Genomic DNA, 8,457 nt, shown 5'->3' with positions numbered 1-8,457 from the left:
CCGTTCAACTACTCGGCCAGCAACACCAACAGCGCCCAGGCGAACACCACCAACTACGCCATCGCGCTGACGGCGGGGCAGACGCTCACCATCGCGACCTGCGGCCTGACGGGCGCGTCCTTCACGGGTGACACGTACCTGCGCCTGCGCAACGCCGCCGGCGCCGAGGTCTCCGCCAACGACGACGCCTGCGGCGGCCGTGGCTCCAGCCTCACCTACGTCGCCCCCGCCGCGGGCGACTACATCATCAACGCGGGCTGCTACTCGAGCGGGAGCTGCAGCGGCAGCGTCGCGTGGACGACCTCCGGCGGCTCCACCGGCCCCACCACGGGCAGCTTCAGCTTCAACGCCAGCAACACCAACAGCGCCCAGCAGAACACCGTCAATGAGAGCGTCTCCATCGCCGCGGGGAAGACCATCACCGTGGCCACCTGCGGCCTGACGGGCGCGTCCTTCACGGGCGACACCTACCTGCGGCTCTTCAACGGCGCCACGCAGGCGGCCGCCAATGACGACGCGTGCGGCGGCCGTGGCTCCAGCCTGACGTACACCTCCACCTCGGCCACCACCCTGCAGATTCGCGCCGGCTGCTACTCGTCCGGCACCTGCGGCGGCACCGTGGCGTGGAGCATCCAGTAGCACTGCCTTGACGTGAAGGGCGCGGGTGGCCCTGCCGCCACCCGCGCCCGTAGCTTCGCAGACAACACCCCGCAGCTCCTTGTTGCCCGCGTGTCCTCGCGCTCCCCGTGCCCTCCCTCTGGAGCCCGGGTGGAGCGCCTCCGGCACGCGCCGTGCTCTGGGCCCCCGCAGGGCCGAGCCCGGAGCCGGTCCCTCAACAAGGACGACGCGCTACATGAATCAGCGGAAACACACGAAACAGCTACGCCGCCAGCTTCGCTGGGCGGGCCTGTCGGCGACGGTGCTGGCCGCGCCGGCGAGCTTCGCGCAGGACTGTCCCAAGCCCTCGTTGCAGCAGTGCGTAAACGTCGACTACCGCGCCAGCAGCTGCGGCAGCGTCCATGACGCGTACTGCCAGGGCATCGTGGAGGCGGAGTGGAAGGCGGGCTGGGAGGCCTCTCCCAAGCGCCAGGCGCTGCTGCCCGAGGAGATGGGCGGTGAGGTGGCCACGGTGGCCTACAAGGGCTACGTCCCGAAGAGCACGCGCTTCCAGGGCATGGACCAGAGCCTGATGGGGCAGGTGCTCAAGGGGCAGATTCTCTACCGCAAGAACCTGGAGAACCTGACGAAGGACGAGCAGGCCTACCTGGCGCGGATTCAAGGCTGGGAGAAGGACGGCACCCAGGTGACGTCCTGCCAGGAGTTCGTCGACGAGAAGTACCTGGACTTCAGCCGCTTCGAGCGGGAGGCGGGGCGCTTCGGCGACGACGACCGCGCCTTCTTCAAGGCGGCCTACGGCAAGGACGGCATCGCGAACCGCGTCCTCTACAGCCGGGACCAGGAGAAGCTGGCCCCCATCTGGGACGGCGCGCGCACGGCGAAGAACGCGTACTTCCGCTTCACGCCGGGCCCCTACCCGAAGGGCACCGAGGGCTACGTCTTCAAGTCCGAAGCGGCGAAGCTGGCCAACAACGTGGAGGCGCGCAACTGGGTCGCCCCCTCGGACGCGTGGCACAAGGAGCAGGCCGAGAAGTTCAGCAACGTCCCGGATGACCTGCTCAACCACCACCAGGTGGAGCAGGAGTCCTTCACCGCGCTGCTGCAGCAGCGCGAGGCCGTCTACGCGGAGTGGGCGGTGGCCTCGAAGCTGCTCCGCGCCCGCGACCACAAGACGGAGGAGCTGGACAAGCAGACCGCGGAGCGGCTGTTCGGGTTGGACAAGGCCATCGAGCAGTCGCTGGTCAAGGCGCAGAAGGACGGCTGCCTCGACGCCCAGGACTCCACGGTGTGCGACTGGAGCCCCCGCCGCTACAAGACGATGCTGGAGGCCGCCATGGCCCCGCGCCGCGAGGCCGACCTGCAGGCCTGCGTCTTCCTGACCGGCAACGACTTCGGTCCGGAGAGCTTCGTGCGCAACGCGGACAAGCTCAAGTTGAAGGGCCTGGACAAGAAGGACTACACGCTCTCCTCGTCGCTGCTGGCGCAGTACATCGCCGTCTACGGCGCGCACATCCGCGACCTGCTGGTGCCGTTGAACCCGTCCACGGGCGCGGTGCGGCACGGCGGTGAGTCCAGCGACAGCGGCTACTCGGGCGGCGACACCTTCGGCGGTGGCTACGACTACGTGGCCGGCTGGGAGTACGTCCAGCCGGGCTCGGGCCTGCGCAACAAGACGCTGGGCGCCTGGTGCGACAGCGACGTGCGGCTCTACGGCGAGTTCAACGCCTACGCGAACGTGTTCAGCTCCACGCGGCACGAGGTGGCGCACTTGAGCGGCGAGGCCGGCACGGAGGGCAACGGCATCCGCCTCAAGCTGGACGCGCGGGTGATGGGCACCTCCCTCTACAGCCACGACCAGCACTACCCGCTGCGCGTCACCTTCTATGACGGCAGGCCCGTCTTCAAGAGCGACGCCGCGAAGGCCTCCGCCACCTTCGTCGTCGTGTTCGTCCCCGTCACCGTGCAGGGCGGCCTGTCCGCGGAGGCGGGCGTGAAGCTGAACATCGGCGGCGCCGTCAACCGCAACTGCGCCGAGGACCTGCTGGGCGTGGACCTGTACGGCACCATCACCCCGTTCGCCTCGGTCAAGGGCTTCGCGTCCGTGGGCATCGGCGTCCCGGGCCTCCAGGTGGGCGTGCGGGGTGAGCTGCTCATCACCCGCGTCAACGTGCCGCTCTACGGCGACATCGGCCTCTACCTGAGCTCGCCCGTGCACCCGACGAACCCGAACACGCTGTTCCTGCGGGCGTCGTCGAAGCTGGACATCGAGCTGCGCTTCCTGGACGGCAGCATCAAGCTCTTCGGTGAGCTGGCCTTCCTGAAGGGCGAGACGACCATCGTGAGCTGGAACGGCTTCGGCAACAGCTGGAACATCTACAACGAGACCCGGTCGCTGCCGCTGGTCCGCGTCTACTAGTCCGCGTCACCCCCTGGCCGCCGCGGCGTGTCCATCCGCCGCCGCGGCGGCCTCTTTCCCTACCTGTCTGGAGTCCTTCATGCGTCGCTCGAGGCTCGCCGTCCGCACGGCCGCGCTGACCACCACCCTGCTGCTCGCGGGCGCGGTGCCCGTCTGGAACTACTTCTCCTCCGCCGCGACGGAAGCCGTGGCGGCAGACGCGCCCGTCAGCGCCTCCCGGCTACCGCTCTTCCGGTGGACCGTGGGCGAGGAGCGCACCTACCACTTCGCCTGGAACGACCTGCAGCGCGTGGCGCTCCCCGTTCCACAGCAGGGGGACGCGCACCAGACGATGGACGGCACGCTGAACCTGGACGGTGAGCTGACGCTCCAGGCGCTGGAGGTCCGCGCGAACGGCGCGCGCGTGCGGCTGGCGGTGAAGCGGTTGGAGCGGCACGAGGCGACGCTCTCCGGCCAGGCGCTCTTCCCCGACGCCGCGGCCGTGCAGGCGCACCTGCCCCAGACGGCGTCGGCGTGGCTGGAGCTGGACGCCCGGGGCGCGCTCGTGGCCGTCCGGTTCTCCGACGCGGAGCCGCCCATGTTCCGCCAGGTCGCGCAGACGCTGGCGGCGGAGCTGTTCCCCACCCAGCTCCGCGACGACGCCGAGTGGAGCGCCGTCGAGTCCACGCAGACGGGCGAGGTGGAGGCGCGCTTCCAGTTCGACGGCGAGGGCACGCGCCTGACGCGCCGCCGCGCGCGCTACCAGTCCCTGCGGGCCGCCGCCACGGCGCCGGCCTTCCGGCAGACGCTGAGCTCCCTCACGCACTTCGACCGGGACCCGGAGGGCTTCCTGGCCGCCGTGTCCCACGACGAAATCCTGGACGCCACGCACACCGATGGCCGGCCGCTGATGTCGCGGCGCCTCCGGGTGCGCCTGACGTTCTCCACGCGCCAGCAGAAGCCGCTGCCGCCGGCCACGGAGGACAAGCTCATTGTCCGCGCGCCGTCCCAGGTGGCCTTCGAGGGCGACGAGGCGCTGGCGCTGACCACCAGCCAGGCGGACGGGATGACGGTGGACGCGGCGCTCCAGGTGCTCGCGTCCGCCACCGACCCCAGCGCCATCCCGGAGCTGGGCTCCTTCGCGCGGCGGGCCATCGCCGCGCTCCAACTGGAGCCCCACCGGGCCGGTGAGCTGGGACAGCTCTTCCGCCAGCAGGGCAAGTCGCCCGCGATGCGCGAGCTGCTGCTGGACCTGCTGGCCGGCGCGGGGCACGCGGAGGCCCAGGCCACGCTGCGCGAGCTGATTGTCTCCGCGGAGGCCCGCGAGCACGCTGGCGCGCACGGGCTGATGGTGCAGCGCGCCGGCCTGCTCCGCGAGCCGGAGCCCGAGACGGGCCGGCTGCTGTCGCGGATGAACGCGGAGGCCCGGAGCGCCGGTGACGTCGCCACCGAGCGCGCGTCCGCCTACGCGCTGGGCGCCGTCGTCTCGCGCCTGCCCGCGGGCAGCCCGGAGGCGGCCGAGTTCCTGCGCCCGCTGGAGGACGCCCTGGCCCGCGCGGACAACGCGGCGTCGCTGGAGCACTCCCTGCGCGCGCTGGGCAACAGCGGCGCGGAGCGCGTCATGGACCTGGCCTCGCCCCACCTGCGTGACACGGCGCCTGGCGTGCGCTCCGCCGCCGCGGAGGCCCTGCGCACCGCGCCCCAGGAGGCCGCCACGCGCATGCTGCTGGACGCGCTCATGTCCGAGCCGGAGCGCGCCGTGCAGGGCGCGCTGCTGGACGCGCTCAACGCCCGCGCCCTGGGCGCGCCCGAGTTGGAGCGCCTGAGCGGCTGGGTCGTGGCCGGGCTGCTCGCGCCGGGCGCAGAGGCCGCGCTGCTCAACGTCCTCACCCCCCGCATGGATGACAGCGCCGCCGTCCTCCGGATGCTCCAGGCCCTCTCCGTCCGCCCGGGGCAGCAGCCCGCCACCCGGGCTCGCGTCATGGCGCTGATGGCCCAGGCCTCGGCCAGCCGCGGCGGCTGAGCCCCTTCGCTTCAACCCACCCACCGCAGTCGAGGTCCTCATGAAACGCAGTCTCAACGGGCTGTTGCCCCTGGCCCTGCTTGGCTTCCTCCTGGCGCAGGCCGCCCACGCGGACGTCGTGGACGACGTGCGGCGCGGCACGAACATCCGGCTCAACGCCGCGCGCATCCGCGTAAAGGGCAATGACTACGCCACCGGCTACTGGCTGCTGCCGAAGGCGGCCAACACGCTGAACCTCAACGTGCCGGCGCGGCAGTTCGGTCTCAACTCGGACCTGGTGCTGCACATGTCTGGCTCGCGCTCCGGGAATGTCATCACCTGGACCTTCGATGACACCCTGCCGAGCCGCTACAACCTGGGGGACTCCACCTACGTGACGCGGGTGCGGGGGACGCTGAAGGCCTACGCCCGCCAGGTGCGCGGCGCGGATGACCCCTACTGCGACAGCGCCGCCTGCCCCCACAACGTGGAGCTGACCCTGGCGCCCGGCTCCTGGGCGAAGGTGAGCGGCTACAAGACCATCGTCTTCGACTTCAACTTCACGGAGGACGTCCAGGTGAAGCAGTTCGTCGCCTACGGCGGCGTGCCGCGGCCCCGGCTGTCGTCCATGGTCGTCGTCACGCCCGCCAGCCGTTGCCCCTCCAGGGGGTACAGCGAGCTGTCCGGCGACGTGTGGCTCAGCAGCCCCGCGCCCACCGGCGGCATCCTGGTGGACCTGATGAGCGTGGACGCGAGCGTGGGCGTGCTGCCCGTGCGCGTCCCCGAGGCCCAGCGCACCGCGCGCTTCACGCTGCGCCTGCCGCCTCATTGGACGGGGCCCACCGTCATCTACGGCGCGTCGGGCGGCGTCCGCAAGAGCGTGAAGGTGCGCGTGAACCCCTGCGTGACGCATGTCTTCCCCTTCGTGCGCTGGCTCCTCATCGATTCGCTCTACGTCCCCGTCCACGTGCTCAACGGTGGGGCGGTGATTGCCCGGTACAAGGACGCGGAGTCGAAGTCGGAGGTCTTGCTGACGGGCAAGGGCGAGACGTACTGGCTCAATGAGGTGCTCGGCGCGGAGCAGGTGCGCGTGGCGGGCGTCAACTCGACGGGGGACATCTTCGGCACGGCCTACAACGCCAAGGGCCCCAACGCGTTCCTGCTCCGCTCGGAGGACGTGAAGGCGGGCGCGGAGCAGTGGCTGGAGGGCTGGGAGGCCGTGACGGCCAACGCGCACGGCACGCTGCTGGTGCGGGACCCGAACGACGGCAAGGGCCTCTACCGCGTGGACGAGGTGGGGCCCGCCCCGCACCCCGGCCTGGCGGAGCTGCAGCCCAGCCGCGTCCTCTTCAACGCGCTGGGGGAGGTGGCGGTGACGCTGGAGACGGAGAAGGGGCCCCGCGCCGCGCGCGTCTACGGCAAGGACGTGAAGGTGCTGCTGGACAGCGAGTCCGAAGTCACCGCGCTGAACGACGTGGGCGAGTTCGCGGGCACCGGGCTCGATTCGAACAAGCGCCTGCGTCCCTTCATCTGGTCGCGGCAGCAGGAGGGGGTCCGGTGGCTGTCCGTGCCCAAGGGCGTCGTGTCCGCGAAGGCCGTGGCCATCAATGACGGAGGCTGGGTGCTGGGCACCGCCACCGCCGAGGACGGGAAGACGCAGGTGCCCTTCCTCGCCTCGCCCGACGGGGAGACGGCGACGCCGTTGGAGGCGATGCTGCCGGAGGAGCTGAAGAAGGCCGGTTACCGCGTCCTGAGTGCGCTCGCGCTCGCCGACGACTTCAGCGTGCTGGTGCAGGCCCAGGATGAGCAGGGCCAGCGCGTCCACCTGGTGCTGAGCCCGTGAGCCGTGTCCCGGCCAGCGTGACTTCCATGCTTCCACAAACAAGGACCTTCCTCGTGAAATCGAACCTCTCCCTCATCCGAGGGCTGATGATGGTGTTCATGGCCATCCTGGCGGGCTGCGGCGGTTGCCAGAGCAGCTCCTCGTCGTGCTCCCCCAGCCAGTACGGAACCAACGGCTGTGCCTGCAGGACGGACTCCGCCAGCTGCAACGCCGGGCTGGTCTGCCGCAGCGGCAACTGTGAGCCGTGTGGCAGCGAAGGCGGCGCTTGCTGCGTCAGCGCGGGCACCACGTCCTGCAGCGGCACGTTGACGTGTGTGATGGAGGCCGCGGGCGAGCGCTGCCGCAACTGCGGCGAGGTGGGCGAGGCGTGCTGCGTCTCGTCGGGGAACAGCCAGTTCTGCCGCGCGAGCGCCGTGTGTGTCAGCGGGAGCTGCCAGTCCGTGGCGGCGCACACCTGCGACCCGGACGGCACCGTGTACAGCGTGGGCATCCAGGACACGAACCTGTGCGCCCGGCGCGTGGTGGAGGTCCGCGCGAGCTCGCCCGCGAACGCGCTGCAGTGTGCCGCTGCCAGCGGGATGCTGGCGGCGGATGAGACTGTCTATGACATCCCCAACACACCCATCACCGACTACGAGCTGTGCCTGGAATCGGAGAGCCAGGGGCGGCGCACCACGAGCGTGCAGGCGTTCGAGGACTACAACGCGCTTCGCTGCGCGCGCTGGACGCGGTGTGGCGCCAGCGACCCGTGCACCAGCGTGACGCACGGGGCCTGCACGCCCTGAGGCAGGCAGGGGGGACGGATGCGGGGCGGAGCGCTCGGAGGGGGACGCTCCGCCCCGTGTCATGTCACGAGGCGCCTCGCCATGGGGCCCAGCGGAGCCGAGCGCGTCCGCTCGTCCGCCCGACAGGCACTCCGCCGTGACGCGGCGTGACGTGGACCCTGGACAGGCCGTGTCGTTCGTGATTGTTGGGAGTCAAATCATCTCCCTTCCGTCCTCGAAGGAAACGACATGCGCCGTCGCCTCGCCCTGCTCCTGATGTTGCTGCTGCCCCTGCCGGGGTTCGCGCTGAACGGAGGGCTGGGCGAGCCCCCAGCGGATGTGGACCGGCGCACGCCCATGGCGACGGCGGCGGGCTTCCTGGACGCGGCCCATGCGCGGGACGCGGCGCGCGCGCCCCACTACCTGTGGCTGTCCCACGTGCCGCCGGAGCAGCAGGCGGAAGAGGGCCTGCGGCTGGCGCGGCGGCTGGTGTTCGTGCTGGACCGGATGCTGTGGCTGGACTTCTCGAACATCAGCCAGAAGCCAGAGGGGGACCCGGCCGACCCTGTCTACGACTCGCTGGGACAGATTCCGCTGCCGCGCGGCGCGGTGGACATCCGCCTGCAGCGCGTGGAGAGCCCGGAGGGGCCCGTCTGGGTGGTGAGCGAGGACACGGTGCGCGCCATCGACACGCTCTTCACGGTGTACGGCTCGCCAGTGCTGGAGAAGCTGCCGCCGATGCTCTTCGTGCGGCCGGTGTGGGTGCTGGAGCTGTGGCAGTGGCTGGGCCTGGGGCTGCTGCTGGTGGCCGCGTGGCTGGCGGGCCGGCTGGGGG

Annotated in this window: 5 protein-coding genes and 1 pseudogene; all 6 read left to right on the top strand. The window is 71.0% G+C overall.

All coding sequences use genetic code 11. From position 1 onward, the window contains the following. Nucleotides 1–639 (top strand): pre-peptidase C-terminal domain-containing protein (locus tag G4D87_RS28605; RefSeq protein ID WP_205507758.1); only part of this gene is annotated, 639 nt, incomplete at its 5' end. Between the two features lie 214 nt (nucleotides 640–853). Continuing rightward, the gene (locus tag G4D87_RS28600) at nucleotides 854–3,034 is read left to right on the top strand and encodes a hypothetical protein (RefSeq protein WP_240358681.1); all 2,181 of its coding nucleotides are present in this window, start codon (nucleotides 854–856) and stop codon (nucleotides 3,032–3,034) included. A 79-nt stretch (nucleotides 3,035–3,113) separates the two neighbouring features. After that, nucleotides 3,114–5,036, top strand: a complete 1,923-nt coding sequence (locus G4D87_RS28595) for a HEAT repeat domain-containing protein (RefSeq protein ID WP_163785879.1) — start codon at nucleotides 3,114–3,116, stop codon at nucleotides 5,034–5,036. Between the two features lie 40 nt (nucleotides 5,037–5,076). Then, nucleotides 5,077–6,858: a hypothetical protein gene (locus G4D87_RS28590; RefSeq protein WP_163785878.1), complete on the top strand. Its 1,782-nt coding sequence runs from the start codon at nucleotides 5,077–5,079 to the stop codon at nucleotides 6,856–6,858. 53 nt (nucleotides 6,859–6,911) lie between these two features. Beyond that, nucleotides 6,912–7,643: a hypothetical protein gene (locus tag G4D87_RS28585; protein ID WP_240358680.1), complete on the top strand. Its 732-nt coding sequence runs from the start codon at nucleotides 6,912–6,914 to the stop codon at nucleotides 7,641–7,643. A gap of 228 nt (nucleotides 7,644–7,871) precedes the next feature. Further along, a pseudogene (locus G4D87_RS28580) lies at nucleotides 7,872–8,457 on the top strand (mechanosensitive ion channel family protein); the annotation flags it as partial.

It is taken from the genome of Myxococcus vastator (assembly GCF_010894475.1).
In the GTDB taxonomy this organism is placed as follows: Bacteria; Myxococcota; Myxococcia; order Myxococcales; family Myxococcaceae; genus Myxococcus; species Myxococcus vastator.
This window is presented reverse-complemented; position numbering and strand designations above follow the sequence as displayed.